Annotated in this window: 22 protein-coding genes; 10 read left to right on the forward strand and 12 right to left on the reverse strand. The window is 70.5% G+C overall.

Going from position 1 to position 21360, the window contains the following annotated elements; translation table 11 throughout:
- Nucleotides 1–187: 187 nt before the first annotated feature.
- Both ACFYWJ_RS01835 and ACFYWJ_RS01840 read left to right on the forward strand, forming a co-directional pair.
- On the forward strand, nucleotides 188–1180 hold the full coding sequence (locus tag ACFYWJ_RS01835) for an adenylate/guanylate cyclase domain-containing protein (RefSeq protein WP_355271167.1): 993 nt from the start codon (nucleotides 188–190) through the stop codon (nucleotides 1178–1180).
- A gap of 39 nt (nucleotides 1181–1219) precedes the next feature.
- Nucleotides 1220–1990 carry an RNA pseudouridine synthase gene (locus tag ACFYWJ_RS01840; protein ID WP_355271728.1) on the forward strand — a complete coding sequence of 257 codons (771 nt, stop codon included), beginning with the start codon at nucleotides 1220–1222 and terminating at the stop codon, nucleotides 1988–1990.
- Between the two features lie 4 nt (nucleotides 1991–1994).
- Here ACFYWJ_RS01840 and ACFYWJ_RS01845 read toward each other — a convergent pair whose 3' ends face one another.
- The 3 genes from ACFYWJ_RS01845 to ACFYWJ_RS01855 all read right to left on the reverse strand — a co-directional run bounded on the left by ACFYWJ_RS01845 (nucleotide 1995) and on the right by ACFYWJ_RS01855 (nucleotide 4921).
- On the reverse strand, nucleotides 1995–3173 hold the full coding sequence (locus tag ACFYWJ_RS01845; RefSeq protein ID WP_355271165.1) for an FAD-dependent oxidoreductase: 1179 nt from the start codon (nucleotides 3171–3173) through the stop codon (nucleotides 1995–1997).
- Nucleotides 3174–3253: 80 nt separating this feature from the next.
- Nucleotides 3254–4195, reverse strand: a complete 942-nt coding sequence (gene sigJ, locus ACFYWJ_RS01850) for an RNA polymerase sigma factor SigJ (protein ID WP_355271163.1) — start codon at nucleotides 4193–4195, stop codon at nucleotides 3254–3256.
- A gap of 108 nt (nucleotides 4196–4303) precedes the next feature.
- Complete coding sequence (locus tag ACFYWJ_RS01855; protein ID WP_355271161.1) at nucleotides 4304–4921, reverse strand: TIGR03086 family metal-binding protein; 618 nt, start codon at nucleotides 4919–4921, stop codon at nucleotides 4304–4306.
- 61 nt (nucleotides 4922–4982) lie between these two features.
- On the opposite strand from ACFYWJ_RS01855, the gene ACFYWJ_RS01860 reads away from it, so the two are divergent.
- The 7 genes from ACFYWJ_RS01860 to ACFYWJ_RS01890 all read left to right on the forward strand — a co-directional run bounded on the left by ACFYWJ_RS01860 (nucleotide 4983) and on the right by ACFYWJ_RS01890 (nucleotide 11577).
- Nucleotides 4983–5426 (forward strand): MarR family transcriptional regulator, encoded by a 444-nt coding sequence (locus tag ACFYWJ_RS01860; RefSeq protein ID WP_355271159.1) that lies wholly within the window; start codon nucleotides 4983–4985, stop codon nucleotides 5424–5426.
- A 151-nt stretch (nucleotides 5427–5577) separates the two neighbouring features.
- Nucleotides 5578–6357, forward strand: coding sequence for a metallophosphoesterase (locus ACFYWJ_RS01865; protein WP_355271157.1), 780 nt, complete (start codon nucleotides 5578–5580; stop codon nucleotides 6355–6357).
- A 152-nt stretch (nucleotides 6358–6509) separates the two neighbouring features.
- A complete protein-coding gene (locus ACFYWJ_RS01870; RefSeq protein WP_387161383.1) occupies nucleotides 6510–8558 on the forward strand; it encodes an ABC transporter ATP-binding protein in 2049 nt (682 codons plus the stop codon).
- Complete coding sequence (locus ACFYWJ_RS01875; protein WP_355271154.1) at nucleotides 8555–9295, forward strand: energy-coupling factor transporter transmembrane protein EcfT; 741 nt, start codon at nucleotides 8555–8557, stop codon at nucleotides 9293–9295. The genes ACFYWJ_RS01870 and ACFYWJ_RS01875 overlap by 4 nt, the downstream gene beginning before the upstream one ends.
- Nucleotides 9296–9350: 55 nt before the next feature.
- Nucleotides 9351–10028 (forward strand): hypothetical protein, encoded by a 678-nt coding sequence (locus tag ACFYWJ_RS01880; RefSeq protein ID WP_355271153.1) that lies wholly within the window; start codon nucleotides 9351–9353, stop codon nucleotides 10026–10028.
- A 212-nt stretch (nucleotides 10029–10240) separates the two neighbouring features.
- The gene (locus tag ACFYWJ_RS01885) at nucleotides 10241–10879 is read left to right on the forward strand and encodes an ammonium transporter (protein WP_355271151.1); all 639 of its coding nucleotides are present in this window, start codon (nucleotides 10241–10243) and stop codon (nucleotides 10877–10879) included.
- Between the two features lie 50 nt (nucleotides 10880–10929).
- Nucleotides 10930–11577 (forward strand): isochorismatase family cysteine hydrolase, encoded by a 648-nt coding sequence (locus ACFYWJ_RS01890; protein ID WP_355271150.1) that lies wholly within the window; start codon nucleotides 10930–10932, stop codon nucleotides 11575–11577.
- Nucleotides 11578–11702: 125 nt separating this feature from the next.
- On the opposite strand, the gene ACFYWJ_RS01895 is transcribed toward ACFYWJ_RS01890, so the two are convergent.
- The 5 genes from ACFYWJ_RS01895 to ACFYWJ_RS01915 form a co-directional block, all read right to left on the reverse strand.
- Nucleotides 11703–11876 (reverse strand): antitoxin, encoded by a 174-nt coding sequence (locus tag ACFYWJ_RS01895; protein WP_355271148.1) that lies wholly within the window; start codon nucleotides 11874–11876, stop codon nucleotides 11703–11705.
- A gap of 71 nt (nucleotides 11877–11947) precedes the next feature.
- On the reverse strand, nucleotides 11948–14215 hold the full coding sequence (locus tag ACFYWJ_RS01900) for an ATP-dependent DNA ligase (protein WP_355271147.1): 2268 nt from the start codon (nucleotides 14213–14215) through the stop codon (nucleotides 11948–11950).
- Between the two features lie 51 nt (nucleotides 14216–14266).
- Nucleotides 14267–14512 (reverse strand): antitoxin, encoded by a 246-nt coding sequence (locus ACFYWJ_RS01905; protein ID WP_355271145.1) that lies wholly within the window; start codon nucleotides 14510–14512, stop codon nucleotides 14267–14269.
- 30 nt (nucleotides 14513–14542) lie between these two features.
- Complete coding sequence (locus ACFYWJ_RS01910) at nucleotides 14543–15676, reverse strand: MBL fold metallo-hydrolase (protein ID WP_355271143.1); 1134 nt, start codon at nucleotides 15674–15676, stop codon at nucleotides 14543–14545.
- Entirely contained in the window at nucleotides 15676–16404 is a 729-nt protein-coding gene (locus tag ACFYWJ_RS01915) for an enoyl-CoA hydratase (RefSeq protein WP_355271142.1), read from the reverse strand. The genes ACFYWJ_RS01910 and ACFYWJ_RS01915 overlap by 1 nt, the downstream gene beginning before the upstream one ends.
- A 90-nt stretch (nucleotides 16405–16494) precedes the next feature.
- Here ACFYWJ_RS01915 and ACFYWJ_RS01920 point away from each other — a divergent pair, with 90 nt between their 5' ends.
- Nucleotides 16495–17613 carry an NAD(P)-binding domain-containing protein gene (locus ACFYWJ_RS01920; protein ID WP_355271141.1) on the forward strand — a complete coding sequence of 373 codons (1119 nt, stop codon included), beginning with the start codon at nucleotides 16495–16497 and terminating at the stop codon, nucleotides 17611–17613.
- On the opposite strand, the gene ACFYWJ_RS01925 is transcribed toward ACFYWJ_RS01920, so the two are convergent.
- From ACFYWJ_RS01925 to ACFYWJ_RS01940, 4 genes are all read right to left on the reverse strand, one after another.
- Nucleotides 17594–18448, reverse strand: coding sequence for an aldo/keto reductase (locus tag ACFYWJ_RS01925; protein WP_355271140.1), 855 nt, complete (start codon nucleotides 18446–18448; stop codon nucleotides 17594–17596). The genes ACFYWJ_RS01920 and ACFYWJ_RS01925 overlap by 20 nt on opposite strands.
- A 93-nt stretch (nucleotides 18449–18541) precedes the next feature.
- Nucleotides 18542–20059 (reverse strand): carboxyl transferase domain-containing protein, encoded by a 1518-nt coding sequence (locus ACFYWJ_RS01930; protein ID WP_355271139.1) that lies wholly within the window; start codon nucleotides 20057–20059, stop codon nucleotides 18542–18544.
- Nucleotides 20060–20399: 340 nt separating this feature from the next.
- Nucleotides 20400–21002: an ATP/GTP-binding protein gene (locus ACFYWJ_RS01935; protein ID WP_019044951.1), complete on the reverse strand. Its 603-nt coding sequence runs from the start codon at nucleotides 21000–21002 to the stop codon at nucleotides 20400–20402.
- Nucleotides 20983–21357, reverse strand: coding sequence for a DUF742 domain-containing protein (locus ACFYWJ_RS01940; RefSeq protein ID WP_019044950.1), 375 nt, complete (start codon nucleotides 21355–21357; stop codon nucleotides 20983–20985). Before ACFYWJ_RS01940 ends, ACFYWJ_RS01935 begins: the two co-directional genes overlap by 20 nt.
- Nucleotides 21358–21360 lie beyond the last annotated feature (3 nt).

Below are 21360 nucleotides of genomic sequence, written 5' to 3' on the forward strand. Positions count from 1 at the left end.
CCGACAAGTACGCACTTTTGCCGTCAGTTGCGCACCTTCGGGTAAACATCCAGGTCAGTGCGATGGCTCCGGCAGGGCTGTGCCGGGTGTCACCGGCGGCCGGGCGAGCCGGGCCGGTCTTTGTGAAGATCGCCAAGGTCGCGTCGGGCCGACCTGCGGTTCGAGCGCGCGTCGTAGAGTTTCGCTCATGTCGGATGCCGAAATGACCGAGCTGGTGCAGCGCAGTGTGGAGGAGGCGCTGCTCGGCGGACCGCGCCGCTACACGCGCACGCAGGTCGCCGAGCAGTCCGGGGTGCCGGAGGCGGAGTCGCGGCGGCTGTGGACGGCGCTCGGCTTCCCCGCCACCGACGACAACCAGGTCGACTACACCCAGACCGACATCACCTCGGTCACCAACTTCCGCAGCATGATCGTCGTCGCCGCCTCCGACATCCGGCAGCAGGCCGCCGCCGCCCGCACCATCGGCCAGGGCATGGCGCGGCTGGCCGAGTGGCAGGCCGACCTGGTGCTGGCCGAGATCAAGGCGCGCGCCGCCGCCGCCGATCCGGCGCTGCCGCTCGACGAACGGGTCAGGGCGGCCACCGAATCCACCATGGCGGGCATCGAGCAGTTGCAGTCGTATGTGTGGCGCAGGCACCTGGCGGCAGCCGTCGCCCGGTCGGTGGACGCCACCACCGGCGAGGACTCGACGCGGACGCTGGCGGTCGGATTCGCCGACATGGTCGGCTTCACCCGGCTCACCCGGCACCTGCATCCCGACGAATTGTCCACGCTGCTGGAGGCTTTCGAGTCGACCACCACCTCGGCGATCACCGACAACGGCGGCTGGGTGATCAAGAACGTCGGCGACGAGGTGATGTTCGCCGCCGAGACCGCCGACGACGCGGCCCGGATCTCGCTGGCCATCCAGGAGTCGACGATGCTGGTCGGCGGAACGCCGGAACTGCGGGTCGCCTTCGCCTACGGCGAGGTGCTGCAGCGCTTCGGCGACCTGTACGGCTCGGTGGTCAATATCGCCGCGCGGCTCACCGGCGTCGCCAGGCCGGGCAACATCCTGATCGACGACGCGGCCGCCGAGGCGCTCGCGGGCAACCGCGAGTTCGCCATCCGGCATCTGCGCAGCGTGCGGGTGCGCGGCTTCAACCGGCTGCGCCCGCACCGGCTGCGCCCGGCCTCCTGACCGCCGGGCCACACCGTTCTCTAGGGTGTCGACGTGGAGATGGACTGGCAGAGCGTGCGCGAGCGGTACACCGTGTTCGCCGACGACGCCGTGCTCGCGCTGAACAAGCCGGCCGGGATCTCGGTGACCGGGGAGCGGCACGACACCGACCTGGTCGAGCTGGCGCAGGCGGCGGGCACCCAGCTGTATCCGGTGCACCGGATCGACAAGGTCACCTCCGGCCTGGTCCTGCTGGCCGTCGACCTGGCCGCACACGGCCAGCTGACCAGGCAGTTCACCAAGCAGACCGCGCGCAAGGCGTACCTGGCGATCGTGTCGGGCACCGACCTGCCCGAGCGGGGTGAGATCGATCTGCCGCTCAGTGTCGGGCGCAAGAACCGGGTGCGGATCGCCGCGCCGCGCGAGGCGATCCGCCGCGACGGCGACCGCTGGTCCGTCGACGACGCCGATCTGCTGCCCGCGAAGAACTACCCCTCGCTCACCCGATTCGCCACTGTCGCCCGGCACGGCGAGCACACCCTGCTCGCCGTCGCGCCGGTCACCGGCAGACGCCACCAGATCCGGGTGCAGCTGGCCTGGATCGGCCACCCGATCCTGGGCGACCCCCTCTTCGACCGCACGGCCACCTTCCCCCGCACCCACCTGCACTCCTGGCAGCTCGGCCTCGACGCCGACTGGCTCACCCCGCCCGTCCTCGACCTCGAGGCCACCCCGGGCCCCGACTTCTGGACTCCGCTGGCCGCCGACCCGGACGCGGCGGAGAAGTTACTCCGCACCGCGTCCGAGCGGCTGGCCGAACTCGCCGTCTGATCCGTCACGGAGCGACGAACTGGTCCGTTTCGGCCGCGGTCGTGATGATCCGGCGACGACGGCTCGGCATCATCAGGGTCGGGTGGGCGACGCTCCACGCGGCGCCCGAGCAGATGAACTCCTTGACGCGGGCGCCGAGCCGGCCGGTCAGCACGGTCGAGGTCGGCTGATCGTCGAAGGTCACCTTCTGGAGGATGCCGTCGCGGCGGCCGAGGCTGATGCACTGGGTGGCATAGCCGATCTGCTCGTCGGGGACCGGTCGGCCGGTCAGGCGCGCGGCGATGGCATCGCCCGCCCGCCAGGCCATCGGGCTGCCGGTCGCGCACGCCATCCGCAGCGGCACCCCGCCGGGTCCGTCCGCGAGCGCGGCGTCGCCCACGGCGTACACGTCGGGGTGCGAGACCGAGCGCATGGTGGCGTCGACGATGATCCGGCCGGTGTCCGACACCGTCAGCGTGGTGGCCGCGGCGATCGGATGCACCGCGAAGCCCGCGGTCCACACGGTCAGCACCGCCGGAATCTCGGTATCACCCGCGACGACGGCGTTCTCGGTGACACGGGTGACGCCGGCGTGGTCGTGCACCGTGATGCCGAGCCGGTCGATCACCGTGCCCAGGTGCCGCTGCGCCTTCTCGCTCAGCCAGCCGCCGACACCGCCGCGGGCGGCGATCGACACGGCGAGATCCGGGCGGGCCTCGGCGATCTCGGTCGCGGCCTCGATGCCGGTCAGGCCACCGCCGACGACCACCACCGGCGCGCCCGCCGGCAGTTCGCCCAGCCGCGCCCGCAGCCGCAGCGCGGCCTGCTTTCCGGCGAGACTGTGCGCGTACTCGGCGACACCGGGGACGCCCTGATCGGTGCCGGTGCTGCCCAGCGCGTAGACGAGGGTGTCGTAGGCGATGGTCGTGCCGTCCGCCAGGGCGACCTGCTTGCGCTCGACGTCGACCGCGGTGACCCGGTCGACCACGACCTCGACGCCGGTGCCCGCGTACACCTCGCGCAGCGAGCGGGTGCGCAGTTCCTGACCGGTCGCCAGCTGGTGCATCCGCACCCGCTCGACGAAATCGGGGTCGGCGTTGACGACGGTGATCGCGACATCATCGCGATGCAGCCGCTTGGCCAGACGTCCGGCGGCGATGGCTCCGGCGTACCCGGCGCCGAGGACGACAATGCGGTGCTTCATGGCTCGCTCCTATCGGGATGGACTCCCCTCCTGAACCGGACAGGCGCGCGAACCCTGACACTTCACTGATGTGATCTGGGTCACCAGGCGAAATCGAGCGGGGTATGCGGCCCCTCGGCCGTCCACTGCTGGGTGACCCGGGCCAGCTTCGCCGGGTTGACCTGGATCTGCACCCCGGCGATGCCGTCGGGCGTGACGTCGAGCCCGACGACCGCGATCACCTCGTCGCCGACCATCGCCAGCGCGCCGGGCCCGCCGTTGACCACGCAGGCGTAGAACACCGGCGTCCCACCGACATAGGCGCGCTTGGCCGCCGTCGGCCGGAACACGTGGCTGAGGTAGCGGGCGATGCCGAGCGCGCCGAGGACCGGGGACTTGCGGGCCGGGATCCGGCCGCCGCCGTCGGCGATGCCGACCGCGTCGTCGACCAGCAGCCGGACCAGCGGGTCGGTGTCGCCGCTGAGCACCGCCGCGAGGAACTCCTCGACGATCCGCTCCGCCGTGGCCGCGTCGACGGTGACGCGCGAGCGCCCGCCGACGTGCTGCTTGGCCCGCCGGTAGATCTGCTGACAGTTCGATTCGCTGATCTCGAGCATCTCGGCGATCTCGCGGTGCTGGTACCCGAACGCCTCGCGCAGCACGTACACCACGCGCTCGTTGGGCGAGAGCCGTTCCATCACGGCGAGCATCGCGAGCGAGACGGATTCGCGCTGCTCGACCGTGTCGGCCGGGCCGAGCATCCGGTCACCGGCCAGCACCGGCTCCGGAAGCCACTGTCCGACATAGGTTTCCCGCCGCGACCTGGCCGAGGTGAGCTGATTGAGGCAGATATTGGTGAGCACCTTGGTCAGCCACGCGACCGGGGTCTCGATCCGGTCCCGGTCGGCCGCGTGCCAGCGCAGGTAGGTGTCCTGTACCGCGTCCTCGGCGTCACCGGCCGAGCCGAGCAGCCGGTAGGCGATCGCCTCCAGGCGGCCACGGGAGGCCTCGAACACATCGGCCTGGTCGGTACTGAGCATCATCCCCCCATGGTCGGCCATCCGGGCGGGCCGCCGCTACTCGGTGCGAGGTCACCGGCCGCGCGACTCGGCACAGCCGGAAACGGGACGGAGACGCCGAGTGACACGGATTCAGCCGGCCCGACCGGACGGCCGCCAGCGCGGCGAACGACCGAGGGCACGCAGGATGCGGTCGAGCGTCGCCTCGTCGTCAGCGATCTCGAGCGGCGGGGCGAAGGCCGCGCCGGGACGCTGACGCGATTTTCCGGTCGGGACGGCCAGGGCGACGCGCAGCGCGATCGGAGCCAGGTCGGGATCGAGATCGACCGTGCGGCCGACGGATCGGGCGACATCCCACGCGTGCACGACGCTGTCGATGAGATGGAAGCCCAGGGCGATCGTGGCCGGGAACCGCCCGGGCGGAATCTCCGGCAGGGCCAGGGTGCGGGTGAGCGCGCCGGGTGCGGCGAAGGCGGCGAGCACCTCGTCGGCCGAGCGCAGGTAGTCGCCGACCGGGTCGGCGGCACGCCGGACTTCCCACACCGCGGGGTCGTCCTCGCCGCGCGCCGCGGCCGCGAAGCCCCGGTTCTGGGTGCCCATGTGGTCGAGCAGGTCGCGCAGATCCCACCCGGCGCAGGGCGTTTCGCCGGTCAGCGGAGCGTCGCCGACCACCGAGACCGCGTCGACGCTCAACCGGACGGCGCGCCGATGCCGGGCGAGCAGGAGTTGATCCTCCGAAATAGTATTCATATGTAGATCGTATGCATCTGCTTATGATCTGCCAAGGCGATCACCCCGGTAGATTTCGACCATGCCGAAAGCGACCCGCCCCGACCTCGCGGCCATGCTCGTGCCGCTCGGCCGCGCGCTGACAGAGGCGGAACGGCCCGTCCTCGACCGGCACGGGCTCACCATGTGGGCCTACGTGGTGCTGCTCGGACTCGACGAACAGCCGGTCTACACCCAGGCCGCGCTGGCCAAGGCGGTTCGCGCGGACAAGACCAGGATCATCCCGGTCCTCGACGACCTGCAACGGCGCGGCCTGATCCGGCGCGAACCCGACCCCGCCGACCGCCGCGTCAATCTGGTCCAGCTGACTCCCGCCGGAGCGAGCCTGCGCGACCGCGCCCAGCGCGACATCCAGACCCAGGAACAGCGACTTCTAGCCGACCTCCCCGCGGCTGATCGGAACACCTTCCTGCGAGTACTACAAACGCTGTCCGAACGCAGCGGAACGCCGATCTCCGACGCGTGATCGATGACACAGACCGGCGATGAGGTTACCGGCCGTGGTACGCCTCATGAAGACGGATAAGCCCAGGTCATCTAGCCTTGAGAGGTGCCGAAGACTCATACCGGCACACTCTGACGCAACGGAGCGATCCCAGAGAAGAAAGCGACTGCCGATGATCCTGGCGGCTCAGCTCAGCGACACCCACTTCGACCTCACCCCGCGCAACACCGAGCGCGTGGAGCGAGTGATGGCCTATCTGGCCGACCTCCCCCGCAAGCCCGACGTCATCCTCGTCACCGGCGACATCACCGACTCCGGCAAGCCGGAGCAGTACGCCGAAGCCCGCCTGGCCCTGGCGGCCGACATCCCCGTCTACCTGCTGCCGGGCAACCACGACGACCGCGTCGCCTTCCGCACCGATCTGCTGGGCGAACCGCCGTCCACCGCGCCGATCAACAGCGTCCACCGCGTCGGACCGCTCACCGTGATCCTGCTCGACTCCAGCGTTCCCGGCGAATCGGGCGGCCTGCTCGCCGACGAGACCTTCGACTGGCTGCGCGCGACCCTGGCCGCCGCGCCCGCCGACGGCCCCATCCTGGTGGCGCTGCATCATCCGCCGAAACCCGTCGCCAGCCCGGTCGTCGACGTGATCGCGCTGGCCGAGCCGGACCGCCTCGCCGCCGTCGTCGCGGGCGATCCGCGCATCATCGGCGTCCTCACCGGCCACGCGCACTCCCCCATCGCGACCACCTTCGCCGGAAAACCCATGGTGACCTGCCCGAGCACCGCGTCCGTGCTGGGCGGCGCCTGGGAGGTGACGCTGCCGCACAAGGTGATGGACTACGCGCCCGATCCGGCGGTCGCCCTGCACGTCATCGATGAGACCAATACCCTCACAACTCATTTCCGCACGGTGGCGATGGGCGGCTGGCTGGCCGAACCGCCGGTCTGAGCCCGGTTTCTCCACCGATTCCTCACACAACCGCTACACGAGGTCACAGACCGGCCACATACACCCCTGGCAGACTGGGACAGGTGAGAGACACGCCCGCGGAACTGCCCCGCGGACCCCTGCGCCCCATCGAACTGGCCACCGGTGCCGTGATGGCCGGTCTGACCGTCGGCCTGATCACCGTCGGTTCCCTGGTGCCCATGGCCGCGGCCCTGCAACTGGTCGCGGCGGTTCCGCTGGGTCTGCTCGCCCACCGCTATCGCCTGCGCGCGCTGGTCACCGCCAGCGTCGCGGCGGGGCTGGTCACCTTCGTCGCCGCGGGCATCATGCCCGCGCTCGGTGTGTTCGGCGCCGCGACGCTCGCGGGCATCATCGGCATCGTGAAGCGGCGCGGCGGCGGACTGCCCGCGGTGCTGGCGCTCGCGACGCTGGCCGGCGTGGGCTGGGGCCTGTTCTCGGTCGGCAGCCTGCTGCTCTTCGCGCGCACCAGGGAGCTGTTCTTCGAGGCCATCCGCAATACCGCCAAGGGCATCCAGAACCTGGCCGCCCGGCAGCCCGCGCTGGAACCGCTCGGCCGCGCCGCCGCCGACCTCACCGACGCGCTGCTTCGCAATTGGTGGCTCTACCTCGGCGGATCGGTCTTCCTCGGGGTGCTGGTGAGCGCGATCGTGTCGTGGTTCGTGCTCGGCACGGTGCTGGACCGGCTGGCCTGGCTGCCCGGCAGCGACCGCCTCGACGCCCCCGACGACGACCGCGCGATCGGCCCGCTGCCGGTCACCCTGCACGGTGCCGGCTACCGCTATCCCGGCGCCACCGCCGACGCGCTGTCCGGCATCGACCTGACCATCCACCCGGGCGAGTTCGTCGCCGTGGTCGGTCACAACGGCTCGGGCAAGTCGACGCTCACCCGCGTGCTCGCGGGCAGGCCGCCGACCTCGGGCGCGGTCAGCAGGCCGGGCTCGGCCGGACTGGGCGAGCTGGGCGGCACCGCGCTGGTGCTGCAACGCCCGGAGAGCCAGACCCTGGGCGTCTCGGTGGCCGACGACGTCGTGTGGGGCCTGTCGGCCGAGCTGGCCGCCGAGGTCGACGTCGACGCGCTGCTGGCCGAGGTCGGCCTGACCGGCATGGGCAGGCGCGAGACCGCGACCCTCTCGGGCGGTCAGCAGCAGCGCCTCGCCGTCGCCGCCGCGCTGGCCCGGCGCCCCGCGCTGCTCATCGCCGACGAGGCGACCTCGATGATCGACCCCGACGGCCGCCGCGACCTCGTCGCGCTGCTGGCCGAACTGCCGCGCAGGCACGGCACCGCCGTCGTCCTGGTGACCCACCACGAGGCCGACGCGAGCGCCGCCGACCGGGTGATCCACCTGGCGAACGGCCGCATGGTCGACCACCTCGCCCGCTGGCCGCAGCCCGCCCGCGACCAGCGCCGCGGCCCGATGGGCGCGACCATCCTGGAACTGACCGACGTGCGCCACACCTACAACCGCGGCACGCCGTGGGAGGCGCCCGCGCTGCACGGCGTCGACCTGTCGGTGCGGCAGGGCGAGGCGCTGCTGATCGTCGGCGGCAACGGTTCCGGCAAGTCGACGCTGGCCTGGATCATCGCCGGGCTCATCGCCCCCAGCTCGGGTCGCTGCGAGCTGCGCGGCGATCCGGTGGACCAGCAGATCGGCCGGGTCGCGCTGGCCTTCCAGCACTCCCGGCTGCAACTGCAGAAGCAGACCGTCGGCGCCGAGATCGCCGACTGGGGCGGCCGGGCGACCGGCTCCGGCGCGGTCGGCCGGGCGCTGGACGCGGTGGGCCTCGACCGCCGCCTCGCCGCCCGCTCGGTCGAGGAACTCAGCGGCGGGCAGGCCAAGCGGGTGGTGCTCGCGGCGATGGTGGCCAGTCATCCCCAGGTGGTGGTGCTGGACGAGCCCCTGGCCGGACTCGATCCGCAGGGCCGCGCCGAGATCGTCGAACTGCTCGCCCGGCTGCGCGACGCGGGGCAGACGCTGATCGTCATCTCCCACGACGTGGCCGATGTGACCGCGGTGTGTGACCGGACCGTGCACCTGGACGCGGGCGTCGTCGTCGAGACCGCGGGCGCGCGGCGCCCGGTCGGCGCGCAGCCGGCGCCGCTGCTGCCGGGACGCCCGGAAACCGTCTGGCGACTGGACAATCCACCGCACAACGAACCGGGAAGCGGGGTCGTCCGATGAGTACCGTGCTGCTGCGTGAGGTTCCGGTCGACAGTGTCGTGCACCGGTTGTGGGCGGGGACCAAGATGATCGCCGCCTTCCTGATCAGTCTGCTGCTGATGTTCCTGCCGACCTGGCCGGTGCTCGGCATGATGATCGCGTTCCTGGTGCTGATCTGGGTGGTGGCCCGGCTGCCGCTGGGCGCGCTGCCTCGATTGCCCTGGTGGTTCTGGGGTTTGGTGCTGCTCGGCGGACTGATCAACGCGCCGATCGGGATGAAGGCGGTGCTCGGGTACGCGCAGGTCTTCGTGTTCGGCATGGTGCTGGTGGCGGCGTCGTTCCTGATCGCCTACACCACCCCGATGGGCGAGGTGGCGCCCGCGCTGGCGAAACTCGGTGCGCCGCTGCGCAAGCTGCGCCTGCCGGTGGACGAGTGGGCGGTGGTCGTCGCGCTGACGCTGCGTGGCCTGCCGCTGCTGCTCGACGAGATCCGGGTGCTGCGCGCGGCACGCAAACTGCGTCCCAAGGAGAACCTGCTGCATCGCGCCGCCGATGCCAACCCGCTCATCGACATCCTCACCGCGTGCATGGCGGTATCCACCCGCCGCGCGGGCGAACTCGGCGAGGCGATCACCGCGCGCGGCGGCACCGGCATGCTCACCGCGCACCCCAGCGCGCCCACCCGCCGCGACGCGATCGCCCTCGGCGTCGTCGTCGCGGTCTGCGTCGGCGCGATCGCGCTGAGCGTCGCGCTCTGAACCCGGCCGGGCGTCCTGCGCCGCACGGGGCGCGGGGCGGGCGATACTGGCTGGCGTGACGCACAGCGAGCGCGCGGTACCCGCCTGGCGCGAGCCCACCGAGGGCGAATCCCGCTTGGCCGCCACCGCGGCGATCCTGACGATCGTGGTCGTCCAGGTGCTGCTGCCGAGCGAGTTCCTGCCCGCCCCGGTGTGGTTGCTGCCGATGCTCGAGCTCGGCGTGATGGCGGTGCTGCTGATCGCCAACCCGAGCCGGATGGATCGCGAGGAACCCTGGATCCGCCGGCTCAGCCTGCTGCTGTCCGGCCTGATCAGCTTCGCGACCACGGTGTCGGCGCTGCGCCTCGTGCAGACCATCTTCACGGGCGAGGACAACCGCGGGGCGGGGACGCTGCTCGGTAGCGGGGCGATGATCTGGGCGACCAACATCATCGCCTTCTCGCTGCTGTACTGGGAGTTCGATCGGGGCGGTCCGGCCGCGCGCGCCAACGGCCGGAAACCTCTACCAGACTTCTTGTTTCCGCAGATGCAGGACGAGCGGCTCGGCGGCAAGGAATGGCGGCCGGAGTACCTCGACTACCTCTACCTGGCCTTCACCAACGCGGCCTCCTTCGCCCCGGCCGACGTGCTCCCGCTGTCGCGGTGGTGCAAGGTGCTGATGATGGCGCAATCCGCCATTTCCGTGGTCATCGTCGTCACGATCGTCGCGCGCGCGATCAACATCATCGAGTAGTGACCGAGCACGGTTCGTGATAGCGAATAACTATGAAAGATTTGATGTTTAAAACCTGAATTCACTGTCCAGCTACCCTCGGGCAGGCTATGGTTCATCTCGACATCGAGCTGGACCGCTTTACGCGCCGTCACTAGCTTTCTCGGGGGAGCCATGATCACGGCGCATTTCGTTTGGGCACGTCACCTGATGAACCAGATGGGAACGTTCACATGATCATCCGCAAGATCGCCGCCGCGGCCATTCCGGTCCTCGCGGTAGCGCTCGTCGGCACCGGTGTGGCAGGGGCGGATCCGGTAACCCCGGACGTCGAGTACCGCACCGACCTGGTCGGCAACAAAGTCATCACCACCCTCACCCACGGCACCTTCGCCATCGACGGCGGCACCGTCCACGTCCGTGACGAAGCGGGCGCGACCCTGGTCTCGCTGCCGCTCTCGATCCGTGACGGCAGCCTCGAATACCCGCTGCCGCACACGGTTCGGGAGGACAGCCGAGTCCTCGAACTGACCGCGGTCAAGGACGTCGCGGCGGCCAGGCCCAACCTGACCCCGGTCGCCTCGCCCGCGGAAAACTATGCGGCGCAGGCGAACTTCGCCTCCACCTTCGGCCTGGCCACCGCCATCGGCAGCTTCGTCGGCATGGCCGTCGGCGCGGTCATCGGCCTGGTGATCGGCGCGGCCGCGGGCGGCGTCGGCGCGATTCCCGGCTTCATCACCGGCGCCACCGTCGGCGGGATCATCGGCACCCTCGTCGTCGGCGGACCCACGCTGGCCGTCGCGGGCTTCGACCTGATCAACACCCTGCTGGCGCCGCCGGGCACCACGCAGTGGGCGCAGCAGACCAAATAGTCTGCGCAACAGCCCTATTGCCGGTCGCATCGACGCCTACACTGGCGTCGGTGCGACAAGGCAACGGACTCGACATTCCCGATACCCTCGGCGATCTGTGCGCGCCCGACCGGATGGCGCTGATCGTCTACGACATGCAGGTCGGCGTGCTCGGCCAGCTGCCCGACGGCCAGGAGGTCGTCGAACGGGTGGTGCGCGTGGTCGAGGCCGCCCGCAGTGCGGGCTATCCGGTGATCTTCCTGCGGCACTTCTTCCCGCCGCGCCGCCTCTCCGGCGTCTACGCGATGCGCCTGCTGATGGGCTGGCAGCACGCGGAATCCGTCGATGACGTGCAGTTCATCCTCCAGCGCGATACCCCGGGCTTCGAACTGGTGCCGGAGCTGGTGCCCCGCGAGGACGAGCTGGTCCTGGACAAGATGACGATGTCGGCCTTCGAGGGCACTCCCCTGGCCGCCCTCCTGCGCGATCTGAAGATCGGCGCCTACGCCATCGCCGGCGTCGCGCTCGAGATCGGCATCGTGCCCACCGTGGCGCATTCCACCGACCTGGGCTTCGTCCCGGTGGTGATCGGCGACGCCTGCGGCGGCCGCGACGAAGAAGCCATGGCGCGGGCCTACGACGAATTCGCCTTCCAGGGAAACGCGCTGGTCACCGACGTCGCGACGATCACCGACCTGATGAAGAACCCCGCTGGCTAACCTGTGGCACACGGTTTTCGGTCATCTCGCGCCCGAGGTGCGATACGGAACGCCGACGGCGCGGTATCGCTTCTCGGACGCGAGGTGACGAGGCCGGTAGCCCTGCGGCACCGGCCGCCGAGATCTCAGTCCCGGATGGCCTTCTTGGCCGCGTCCTGGGCGGAATCGACCTGACCGGAGAACTTCCCGCCGGTCTTCTCGTCGACCACGTCACCGGCCTTCTCGATGACCCCGTCGACCTTGTCCGCATGCTGGGCGGCCAGATCCATCGCCTTGCCCGCCAGGTTCTTGAAATCCACCGTGCACTCCTCGCTGATTCGAACCGGTCCAACGCGATCACCCTAGCAACACCACAGCTTTCACGGCAGGGTCAGCTCGGTGAACTCGTCACGCCGTCCCACACCGGATGCCACAGCCTGCCGGTGTCGGTCCAGGACTGGAAACGGACGGTGCCGGTGAGTTCGGGGGTGACCCACTGCGCGTCGTGGCGCTCCTCGGCGGTCATCTCGTTGACGAACGGCGAGCTCGCGCGGTGCAGCCGCCGCAGTTCCGCCGCGATCCGCCGGGACTGCTCGACGCCGAAACCGGTACCGACACGGCCGATGTAGACCAGCCCGTTCTCGTGCGGGATACCGAGCAGCAGCGATTTGAACTCGCGCTTGTCGCTGCGCCGCCACCCGCCGACGACGACCTCCCTGCTGCGCCAGTTGCGCTGCTTGAGCCAGGTCTGGGTGCGCTTGCCCGGCTGATACATCGAGTCGACCCGCTTGGCGACGACCCCCTCCTGCCCCTGCTCCCGGCTGACCGCCATGGCCTCGGCCCCCGACCCCGCCAGCAGCGGGGAGACGTTCATCGACGGCGCCAGCTTGCCAAGGGCCTCGAGCACCGCGCGCCGGTCGCTGTACTTCTTACGCAGCAGCGAGGTGCCGTCGAGGTAGAGCACGTCGAAGGCGACGAACACCGCGAGCGCCGAATCCGCTTGCAGCGCCGAGATATCCGAGAGCCCGTTCGCGTCGAGGACCACGGCCTCGCCGTCGAGCACCACGTGGTGCCCGGCCAGCTCGCCGCCCAGCGCGGCCAGCCGGGGGTAGCGGGCGGTGACGGTGTTGCCCGCGCGGCTGCGGACGGTGACGATGCCGTCGTCGATCTCGACGATCACCCGGAAGCCGTCCCACTTGGTCTCGAAGGCCCAGTCCCCCGCGCCGAGCCCGTCCACCTCGCCCGCCGTGGCGAGCATCGGCGACAGGCCGCGCGGAAAGTCCCCGGGGCCGGTGTCCCCCACCGGTTCTCGTGGGTTCTGGTCGCGCATGAAGTGCATCAGCCACTGGTCGCCGTTGGTGCGGATGAAGGCGTAGCGGCCGTGCAGGCGGCCGCCGTCCAGTTCCACGATCACCTCGTCGTCGCGCCATTTCTCGGTGCGGTAGGTGCCCGTGTCCCAGATCGTCATCTCGCCCGCGCCGTACTCGCCCTTGGGGATGGTGCCGTGGAAGTCGAGGTATTCGAGGGGATGGTCCTCGGTGCGCACGGCGAGCCGATTGTGTCGCGGTTCGGTCGGCGGGCCCTTGGGCACCGCCCACGACGCGAGCACGCCGTCGCGTTCGAGCCGGACGTCCCAGTGCAGCCGGCGCGCGTGGTGCTCCTGGACGACGAAGCGATCACCCGGCCCCGGCTCCGGCGGCGCGGCGGGCACCGGCTCGGGCGTGCGGTCGGGATCGCGCATGCTGCGGTACTTGGTGAGCGCGTCGGGTCCGCTTGGCAGCGGCGGATCGAGCTCGGCCAGCAGGTCGCCGTCGTGCTGCCAGCGCACGAGAACCTCGTCGAAGCGCAACTGGCGCAGCGACTGCGCGTCCTCGATCTCGGCCCAGTCGCGCGGGGCCGCGGCATTGGGCTCGGCCCGGCCACGCAGCGAGTACGGGGCGATGGTGGTCTTGGCCGCGTTGTTCTGGCTCCAGTCCAGGAAGACCTTGCCAGCGCGGGCCGACTTCGCCATCGTCGCGGTGACCAGATCCGGGTGCAGCTGTTCGAGATTGGCGGCGACCTGTTTGGCGACGGTGGACGCGCCGCGCGAACTCACCACCCGATCCAGCGGCACGTAGACGTGAATTCCCTTGCTGCCGCTGGTCACCGGGAACGCGCGCATCCCGATCTCGGCGACCAGGTCGCGCACGGCGAGCGCCACCCGCGCGCATTCGGCCAGGCCCGCACCGGGACCGGGATCGAGGTCGAACACGATCCTGGTCGCCGGGCCGCGCTGGTCACCGTCGAAACGCCATTGCGGCACATGGACTTCCAGGGCCGCCTGCTGGCCGAGCCAGGCCAGTCCCGCTTCGGAGTCGATCAGCGGGTAGGTCACCGTGCGGCTGGAATGCTCGATCACCCGGCGCTGGATCCAGGCGGGTGCGTGCTCCGGCAGATTCTTCTCGAAGAAATCGGGGTGGTCCACCCCGTTGGGCCACCGCTTCCTGGTGACCGGCCGCCCCGCGAGATGGGGCAACATCGCCTCGGCGATCGCCGAATAGTAGGCGATCACCTCGCCTTTGGTCGTCCCGGTCGCCGGGTACAGCTCCTTGTCGAGGTTGCTGAGCTCAACCTCGATCGCCGGTTCTCCCGGCGGACCCCGGAACTCCCGGCGGACCATCGACGCGGTTCGGCGGCGGGGACCGACGGCCTGCGGCCCCCGCGCACCGAATCAGGCCTGCGGTCCCGGATCGGTCGGGGCGGCGCCGCCTGCGGTGCTTCCGGGGTCGGCCTGCGGCGGAACGACCTTCTTCGCCGCGTCCTTGCCCTTCTCGATCTTGTCGCTGTATTTGCCGCCGGTCTTGTCATCGATGAAGCTGCCGGCCTTGTCGACCGCTTCGTTGATCTTGTCGGCGTTCTGCGCAGCCGCTTCCTTGCCCTTACCGAGCAAGCCCTTCAAGGTATCCACGAGACTCATCTGCCGATGTTCCTTTCCCGTAAGAAGGTGTCACTCCACATCCTCCCACCACGAAACCCGCGGTGGGAGGTCATTCGGAACCACCCGCTGGCCCGGCTTGGGCACCACTGTGGAGGTACCCGCCGCGGCCGCCGCGGACACCAATCGATGCACCGGCTCGGACCATCCGTGGAAGGCGAGGTTGAAGGTGGCCCAGTGGATCGGGACCAGCAGCCCGTACCCGGGGTCGCCGAGGCACAGGTCGGCGTGCGCGCGCACCGCCTCCTCGGGATTCATGTGCACGTCGGTCCAGCGCTCGTCGTAGGCGCCGATCGGCAGCAGCGTCAGGTCGAACGGGCCGAGGACGGCGCCCGCCTGGGCGAAGGCCTTGGTGTAGCCGGTGTCACCGCCGAAATAGACCCGCTTGGTGGGTCCGGCCAGCGCCCACGACGCCCACAGCGTGGTGTTGCGGACCAGGCCGCGACCGGAGAAGTGCCTGGCCTCGGCACAGGTGATGGTGAGGCCGCGGTCGTTCTCGTCGCGGCCGAGCGAGACCGAGCCACCCCAGTCGAGCTCGATGATCCGGTACTCGGGCACACCCCAGTGGCGCAGGTGGGCGCCGATGCCAGTGGGCACGACGAACGGCGCGAGCTGTTCGCGGACCAGGGCGTCGACGGTGGCCTTGTCCAGGTGGTCGTAGTGATCGTGGGAGATGATCACCGCGTCGACGGCGGGCAGCTCCGTCAGTTCGCCGGGCACCGGGTGCAGCCGGGCCGGGCCGATCACCGGCGACGGCGAGACCCGCTCGCTCCACACCGGGTCGGCCAGCACGCGGTAGCCGTCGAGCTCGATCAGCGCGCTCGCGTGCCCGTACCAGGTCACCGCCAGGTCGGCAGCCTCGGCGGGCGGTGCGGGCGTCTCCAGTGGCACCGGACGCGACGGCCTGCCCACCCGGCCCTTGGTCAGCCCGGACCACAGCAGCGACGGTGCCGCGCCCGCGGCCATCATGCTGCTCGGTTCGGTGTTGTGGAACCGGCCGTCCCGATACGACGACTTGCCCAGTGCGGTCGGTTCGATGTCCGCGGGGCCCGCGCCGAGCGCGGTGGGCAGTCCCCACACCGCACGCGCTACCCAGGCGAGCCCGAGCGTGCTCGCCACCGACCCCGCAACGCGTGCGACCCGCATCAGCGGCCCACGAACTTCGCCGGGCGCTTCTCCTGCCGAGCCAATCGGCCCTCCTTCGCGTCGTTGCTTGACCAGGCGGCTTCCAGCGCGGCCCGCTGCTGGGCGCTGGCCGGATCGCGGGTGCCGTCGTCGTTGAGCATCAGTTTCATCGCCTGCAGCGACAGTGGCGCGAGCGCGGCGATGGACTTCGCCCAGTCCTGCGCGTCGGCGAGGGTGCCGAGCTTGTTGGCGAAGCCGAAGGTGTAGGCGTCGGCGGCCGAGACCGGGTCGGCCGCGAGCAGGATGGTGCGCGCCGGACCGCCGCCGATCAGCGAGACCAGCCGCGAGACCGTCCAGCGGTCGACCGAGATGCCCAGCTTGGCGGCGGGCACCGCGATGAACGCGTCCGGCTCGATCACCCGCAGGTCCGAGGCGATCGCCAGCTGCACGCCCGCGCCGAGCGCACCGCCGTTGATCGCCGAGATCACCGGCACCGGGAGGGATTCGATGGTGTGCAGCATGTCGAGCAGGCCGCCGAGGAACGACTCGGAGTACACGCCCGACAGATCGGCACCCGCGCTGAAGATCGGCCCACGGCCGGTCAGCACGATCGCCCGCGCGCCCTGCGCCACCGCGTCGAGCATCGCGTCGCGCAGCAGACCGACCAGTTCCTCGCTGAGCGCGTTGCGCCGTTCCTCGCGCTGCATTTCGATGGTGATCACGTCACCATCGCGAGTCACGCCGAGCATGCGTCCTCCCCAGAAGTACCGACACCATCGTTGCCCTAACTCTGCCACAGGCGGCCGTCGGCGCCCGGTAAGGCGATAGCATCGGCGGCTGTGGCGACCGACTTCGACATCCTGGTGATCGGTGCGGGCCAGTCCGGACTCTCCGCCGGTTACCACCTGCGCCGCCTCGGGTTGGTCCCCGAACGCGACTTCCTCATCGTCGACCACGCCCCCGGCCCCGGCGGCGCCTGGCAGTTCCGGTGGCCCTCCCTCACGCTGACCACCGTCAACCGGGTGCACGATCTGCCGGGGATGTCTTTCGCCGAGACGCTGCCGCCCGGCTCGGAGTCGGCGCCGGCGGCCAGCGCGGTGCCGCACTACTACGAGCTCTACGAGAAGCGCTTCGACCTGCGGGTTCGCCGGCAGGTGACGGTGAACGTGGTGTGCGACCGGACCGCCGACGGCCAGTCCTGCGCCGGTCGCGGCGAGGTGCTGCACGTGGAGACCGAGGGCGCGGGGACGCTGCGCACCCGCGGATTGATCAACGGCACCGGCACCTGGGAGCACCCGTTCATCCCGGTCTACCCCGGCGCGGACAGCTTCGCCGGACGGCAACTGCACACCCGCGACTACCGCACCGCCGCCGAGTTCGCGGGCAAACACGTGGTCATCGTCGGGGGCGGCATCTCGGCGGTGCAATTGCTCGACGAGATCTCCCAGGTGACGTCCACCACATGGGTCACCCGCAGCGAGCCGGTGTTCCGCTCGCTGCCGTTCCGCGAGGACGACGGGCGCGCGGCCGTCGCGATCGTCGAGGACCGGGTGCGCCGCGGGTTGCCGCCCGGGTCGGTGGTCTCGGTGACCGGCCTGCCGCTCGACGAGCGCCTGCGCGCCGCGCGCGACCGCGGTGTACTGGTCCGGCAGCCAATGTTCGAGCGGATCGAACCGACCGGGGTGCGCTGGGCCGACGGACGGTTCCAAGCCGCCGACGTCATCCTGTGGGCGACCGGCTTCCGCAGCGCGCTCGATCACCTGGCGCCGCTGCGGCTGCGCGGGCCCGGTGGCGGCATCACGATGACCGGCAGGCTGGCCACCCAGGTGGCGGTCGACCCGCGCGTGCACCTGATCGGCTACGGACCGTCGGCCAGCACCATCGGCGCCAACCGGGCGGGCCGGGCCGCGGCCGCCGAACTGACCGGCTACCTGGGGATCACGCCAGCCCGGCGCTGAACGTGCCCGGATCGGGGCCGACGCGGGTGCCCGTGTCCAGCCGGTTGATCGCCTCCATCGCCTGCGCGTCCAGTTCGAAGGAGAACACGTCGAAGTTCTCGGCGATGCGCGACGGGGTGACCGACTTCGGGATGACGATATTGCCCAGCTGCAGGTGCCAGCGGATGATCACCTGCGCGGGCGTGCGGTCGAGTTCCTTGGCGATGGTGACCACGGTGGGGTTGTCCAGCAGCGTGCCCTGCCCCAGCGGGCTCCACGCCTCGGTGGCGATGGCGTGGTTGGCGTCGTACTGGCGCAGTTCGCGCTGCGCGAGGGTGGGATGCAGTTCGATCTGGTTGACCGCCGGGGTCTCGCCGGTCTCGGCGATCACGGTCTCCAGGTCGATCACCCGGAAGTTGGAGACGCCGATCGAGCCGATCCGGCCCTGCGCCTTGAGCGCCTGGAAGGCGCGGAAGGTATCGACGTAGCGACCGGCCGATGGCACCGGCCAGTGGATCAGGTACAGGTCGAGATAGTCCAGGCCGAGGCGCTGCATGCTGGCATCGAAGGCGCGCAGCGTGCTGTCGTAACCCTGCTCGGCGTTCCAGAGCTTGGTGGTCACGTAGATCTCGTCGCGAGGGATGCCCGAGGCTCGGATGGCGCGGCCGACGCCCTCCTCGTTGCCGTAGATCGCGGCCGTGTCGATGCTGCGGTAGCCGACGTCCAGCGCGGCGGCCACCACCGGGGTGACGTCGTCCTCCGGCACCTGGAACACACCGAAGCCGAGCTGCGGAATGACGTTCCCGTCATTGAGCACGATGGTGGGAACAGGGCTGTTAGCGCTACGGAAGGTCACCCATCCGACGGTAGAAGTGCTTCGCCGTACCGTCAACGACGCGCCCTCGCGTGTTTCCCCCGGTTCCGGACCGGGTAGGAAGCGGGGCGCCGGTCAGGGAACGACCCCGGGAAGGCCGATTCGCCGGTAGCGCGCCTGCCGCAGGACGCGCAGTTCCGCCGTCGGCGTGGCGCGCAGGGCGGCCAGTTCCTCGGTGACCGCGAGCACCATGCGGCGGGCGAAGGCGACGGGTTCGTCGGCGGCGTCGGGGTGTTCGTCGACGATGCGGTCGACGACGCCGTCGGCGTGCAAGTCGATCGCCCGGATGCCTTGGGCCGCAGCGAGTTCCGCCGCGTGCGCGGTGTCACGGAAGACGATGGCGCTCGCGCCCTCCGGCGGCAGCGGGGCCAGCCACCCGTGGCCGGCGGCCAGCACGCGGTCGGCCGGGAGCAGGGCCAGCGCGCCGCCGCCGGTGCCCTGGCCGAGCAGGATGGAGACGGTCGGGGTGTCGAGGGTGACGAGATCGGCCAGGCAGCGGGCGATTTCGGGAGCAAGGCCGCGTTCTTCGGCCTCCTTCGACAGCGCCGCGCCGACGGTGTCGATCACCAGGACGAGCGGCAGGCGCAGCTCACGGGCCAGCGCCATCGCCCGGCGGGCCTCGCGCAGGGCGGCGGGGCCCATCGTGTGCTCGCCCTGCTGGCCGGAGCGGTCGTGGCCGAAGACGACACAGGGCTGTCCGCCGAAGCGGGCCAGTGCCAGCACCACGGTGCGATCGGACTCGCCCTGGCCGGTGCCGCTGAGCGGAACCCGTTGGGTCACATGGCGGAGCAGGTCGCGGAGACCGGGGCGGCCGGGGCGGCGGGTGCTCAGCACCGAGTCCCAGGCGGTCGACGCGGAATCGGCGGCCGCGGCCGGACTGCGCACCGGCGCGGCCCATCCCGGTTCGGCCGCCATCGGCAGCACGACGCCGCTCGCGACGCTGAGGGCCCGGTGGGCGATCCGGCGGAACACCTCGACGGTCACCACTCCGTCGATCACGCCGTTGCGGTACAGGTTCTCCGCCGTCTGCACGCCGGGCGGAAAGGGCTTGCCGTACAGCGCTTCGTACACACGCGGCCCGAGGAAGCCGATCAGCGCGCCGGGCGCGGCGAAGGTGATGTGGCCCAGCGATCCCCACGACGCGAACACCCCGCCCATCGTTGGATCGCGCAGGTACACGAGGTAGGGATGCCCCGCCGCCTTGTGCACCGCGACCGCCCCCGCGATCTTCACCATCTGCACGAAAGCGACTGTGCCCTCCTGCATCCTGGTCCCGCCCGAGGTCGGCGACGCGATCAGCGGCAATTCCAGCTCGGTCGCCCGCTCCACCGCCGACACGATCCGCTCGGCCGCCGCCACCCCCACCGACCCGGCCAAGAACGCGAACTCACAGGCGATCACGGCCACCCGCCGCCCGCGCAACAACCCCTCCCCCGTCACCACCGACTCGTCGGTACCCGCCCGCCGCTCCGCCGCAACGAGCTCCTGCCGGTACTTAGGCGAGACCACGGGCTCGACCGGCGGCCGATCCCAGCCCAGAAACGAATCGGTATCGAGCAACTGCCCGATCAGGTCGAACGCCGACGTACGCACGCGCCGAGCCTAGCGGGATCCACCATCGGCGAGGTCACAACAGTGCAGCGGCCCTGCGCGCTCGAGCGCGGCGACCACTACCCCAGCCTCGACCCGCCAGTGCGCATCTGCGATATGTCCGAGCCGGACGCCGGCGGTGCACGCGCTGCTCACGCTCGATCGCCGCCTGGGTACGGGGTACGCGGGGCGGTTCGTCGAGGGTTTCGGTTATGCGCGACTACCGAATGCTGCCGAGCAGTTGATCGATCCGCTGTGTGGGCTGGCGGAGCGGATCGGGGCTGCGGGGGGCTGAGGGGCGAAGCGGGGCTGCTGCCTTCATCGCGGCAGCCCCGGACTCGGCTCAGTAGCCCTGCATGACCTTGCGCAGGGCGTACTCGGTCAAGGAGACCAGGGCCTGCTTGGCGGGTTCCCGGCGGCGGGCGTCGATCGACATGATCGGCACGTCGGCGGGGACGGCCAGGGCCTGGCGGATGTCCTCGAGCGGGTACTTCGGTGCGTCGTCGAACTCGTTGAGCGCCACCAGGAACGGTAGACCGCGAGCCTCGAAGTAGTCGACAGCGGCGAAGCTGTCTTCCAGCCTGCGGGTGTCGACCAGCACCACGGCGCCGATGGCGCCGCGGATGAGGTCGTCCCACATGAACCAGAACCGGTACTGGCCGGGCGTGCCGAACAGATACAGGACCAGGTCGTCGGCGAGGCTGATCCGGCCGAAGTCCATCGCCACCGTGGTGGTCGACTTCATCGGAATGCCGGTCAGGTTGTCGATTCCGGTACTGGCATTGGTGACCAGCGCCTCGGTGCGCAGCGGAACGATCTCCGACACCGCACCGACCAACGTGGTCTTACCGACACCGAAGCCACCGGCGACAACGATCTTCGCCGAAGTCGGCTTGCTCGTGCGGGTGTCGACCTGCGCCGTCGAATCAAATACGCCGGAGTCCACTGAGAACCCTTTCGATCAGCTCGCGACGTTCATCGTCGCTGGAATCGTCTTTCAAAGTCGCCGAGACCCGGACATGACCGGCCTCGATGAGGTCGGCCACGAGTACCCGCGCTACACCGATCGGGATACCCAATTGGGCAGCTATCTCGGCAACGGACGGCGATTGCCTGCACAACTCCACGATGGACGTTTCGAGGTTGTTCAGTTCGAACTGCCGCTCCATGGCGACCGGATGCGATGCAACGAGTGCCTCCAACGCCAACTCGACCGCCGGCCTGGTGCGGCCGGCAGTCAATGAGTACGGGCGGACGAGGCTGGGCTCGGCGCTCCCCATGCGGTGATCGTCTATGTCCATCCC

The sequence above is a fragment of the Nocardia sp. NPDC003269 genome, from assembly GCF_042888005.1.
In the GTDB taxonomy this organism is placed as follows: Bacteria; Actinomycetota; Actinomycetes; order Mycobacteriales; family Mycobacteriaceae; genus Nocardia.

Excerpts from the sequence above, each read along its gene's own strand:
- ACFYWJ_RS01835 (WP_355271167.1), top strand. The coding sequence starts at position 188 with ATGTCGGATGCCGAAATGACCGAGCTGGTGCAGCGCAGTGTGGAGGAG.
- ACFYWJ_RS01840 (WP_355271728.1), top strand. The coding sequence starts at position 1,220 with ATGGACTGGCAGAGCGTGCGCGAGCGGTACACCGTGTTCGCCGACGAC.
- ACFYWJ_RS01845 (WP_355271165.1), bottom strand. The coding sequence starts at position 3,173 with ATGAAGCACCGCATTGTCGTCCTCGGCGCCGGGTACGCCGGAGCCATC.
- sigJ (WP_355271163.1), bottom strand. The coding sequence starts at position 4,195 with ATGATGCTCAGTACCGACCAGGCCGATGTGTTCGAGGCCTCCCGTGGC.
- ACFYWJ_RS01855 (WP_355271161.1), bottom strand. The coding sequence starts at position 4,921 with ATGAATACTATTTCGGAGGATCAACTCCTGCTCGCCCGGCATCGGCGC.
- ACFYWJ_RS01860 (WP_355271159.1), top strand. The coding sequence starts at position 4,983 with ATGCCGAAAGCGACCCGCCCCGACCTCGCGGCCATGCTCGTGCCGCTC.
- ACFYWJ_RS01865 (WP_355271157.1), top strand. The coding sequence starts at position 5,578 with ATGATCCTGGCGGCTCAGCTCAGCGACACCCACTTCGACCTCACCCCG.
- ACFYWJ_RS01870 (WP_387161383.1), top strand. The coding sequence starts at position 6,510 with ATGGCCGGTCTGACCGTCGGCCTGATCACCGTCGGTTCCCTGGTGCCC.
- ACFYWJ_RS01875 (WP_355271154.1), top strand. The coding sequence starts at position 8,555 with ATGAGTACCGTGCTGCTGCGTGAGGTTCCGGTCGACAGTGTCGTGCAC.
- ACFYWJ_RS01885 (WP_355271151.1), top strand. The coding sequence starts at position 10,241 with ATGATCATCCGCAAGATCGCCGCCGCGGCCATTCCGGTCCTCGCGGTA.
- ACFYWJ_RS01900 (WP_355271147.1), bottom strand. The coding sequence starts at position 14,215 with ATGGTCCGCCGGGAGTTCCGGGGTCCGCCGGGAGAACCGGCGATCGAG.
- ACFYWJ_RS01905 (WP_355271145.1), bottom strand. The coding sequence starts at position 14,512 with ATGAGTCTCGTGGATACCTTGAAGGGCTTGCTCGGTAAGGGCAAGGAA.
- ACFYWJ_RS01910 (WP_355271143.1), bottom strand. The coding sequence starts at position 15,676 with ATGCGGGTCGCACGCGTTGCGGGGTCGGTGGCGAGCACGCTCGGGCTC.
- ACFYWJ_RS01915 (WP_355271142.1), bottom strand. The coding sequence starts at position 16,404 with ATGCTCGGCGTGACTCGCGATGGTGACGTGATCACCATCGAAATGCAG.
- ACFYWJ_RS01940 (WP_019044950.1), bottom strand. The coding sequence starts at position 21,357 with ATGGACATAGACGATCACCGCATGGGGAGCGCCGAGCCCAGCCTCGTC.